Annotated in this window: 1 protein-coding gene; it reads right to left on the bottom strand. The window is 61.7% G+C overall.

Annotated elements, in window-relative coordinates:
• Positions 1–182 precede the first annotated feature (182 nt).
• Positions 183–1,439, bottom strand: a complete 1,257-nt coding sequence (locus ACFQ2S_RS24755) for an IS110 family transposase (RefSeq protein WP_386079421.1) — start codon at positions 1,437–1,439, stop codon at positions 183–185.
• Positions 1,440–1,512: the final 73 nt, after the last annotated feature.

The following is a 1,512-nucleotide window of genomic DNA, read 5'->3' as shown; positions in this document are numbered from 1 at the left end:
GTGTCCGGATGCCCTGATATGGTTGCCCAGGCGGTCTCCGCCGTCAAGAAGCGGTCTCTCCCATAGCAAACACAGGGTACGCGCGATGGCGGCCCTCACCGTCCTTAAGACGAGATCCAAAATCCCAAGCGGAAGACCTGAACATTATCTACGAGGTCAGCGAGCTGCCTCCACGGCTCTTATCAGACAAGGGTCCTTCCGCCTGGGCTCACCCCCTCGAAGAAGGGGCGATAGGGTTCGCCGTGTTTGACCACGGCGTGTACGGTGCGCGCCATCTTGGCAGCGATTGCGGTGTAGGCCTTGCGACGCAGATGGGCGTTGTGTCGATCCCGCGCGATGTAGCGTTCGAACTTGTCGCGGAAGCTGTTGGTGCGTTTGAGAACCGCGACCTGGCCGGCCATCCAGAAGGTTCGGCGGAGCCGGGCGTTGCCGTATTTGGATATCCTGCTCTGGCCGCGGAACATTCCGGACTGCACGGTGGCGAGATCCATGCCGCAGAACTTCAGAAACTGTCGGTGGTGCCGGAACCGGCGCAGATCACCGGCTTCGGCGAGAATGGTCAGAGCGTTTATCGGGCCGATCCCCGGGACGGTGGTCAGGAGCTGGTAGTCCGGGTGATCGGAGAGAAGCTCGACGGCCCGCGCCTCGATCTCGTCGCGCTGTCGAACCAGACTACGCCCTTCGGCCAGCACGAGGCGGAACATGCGAACGGCATCGGAGTCCGGGTGGACGGGCAATCCCACGGAGCCAACCGCCGTGGCGTAAATATCTGAAAGCAAGCGTTCTTTGGACACCTTGCGGCCGACTACCTGCCAGGCATCGGCGATGAAGGCCTCGCAGCTCATGGCAGAGATCATGTGTGGTGACGGATACTTCTCCAGGAAGGCCAGGAACCAGTCGGTGCGCGAGCTGCGGTGAAAGCGTTCGGCCTCGGGAAAGTAGAGCGGCAGGTAGTGGGTCAGGATGCGATGCCACAGCTCGGTCTTCGAACGCGAGACGATCTCGTGGGTCTTCGACAGTTCCTGGATGTCGGCAGTGCCGGTTACAAGCGGATCATGGAAGAACTGAACAGCCCCGATCTCGAGCATGTGCAGGATGACCTGGGCGTCCTTGGGATCGTTCTTGTCCCAGCTGTTGTGCAGGGCTTCACGCGTCCGGGCCAGACCGACGGAAGAGACGAGCTTCAGATCGAACCCGGCCTGGCCGAGGTGGTGCGCCAACGGCCGATGGTAGTTGCCGGTCGCCTCAAACCCGATCCGCACCGGCAGATCGTAGCTGGAAAGCGCCGTGGCCAAGCGCTGAAAGTCGTCCAGCGCGTTCGTGATCGTCAGTCGGCGACGGCGCTTCTTGCCGGGGACGCCGATCAACACTTCATGGCGATGCTTGGAAATGTCGATGGCGACCATCAAGGTCGAGGCGGTAGTATCGGTGGCGGTCATAGCCGGTCTCCTCGGCGGTGTGGTTCATGCAAAACCACTGTTGAGACCTGAGACCCGGTTATGGCCACCCGCT

The sequence above is a fragment of the Tropicimonas aquimaris genome, from assembly GCF_042676185.1.
In the GTDB taxonomy this organism is placed as follows: domain Bacteria; phylum Pseudomonadota; class Alphaproteobacteria; order Rhodobacterales; family Rhodobacteraceae; genus Tropicimonas; species Tropicimonas aquimaris.
Note: the sequence above shows the minus strand (reverse complement) of the source record. Positions and strands in the feature narration are given on the sequence as shown.

Excerpts from the sequence above, each read along its gene's own strand:
- ACFQ2S_RS24755 (WP_386079421.1), bottom strand. The coding sequence starts at position 1,439 with ATGACCGCCACCGATACTACCGCCTCGACCTTGATGGTCGCCATCGAC.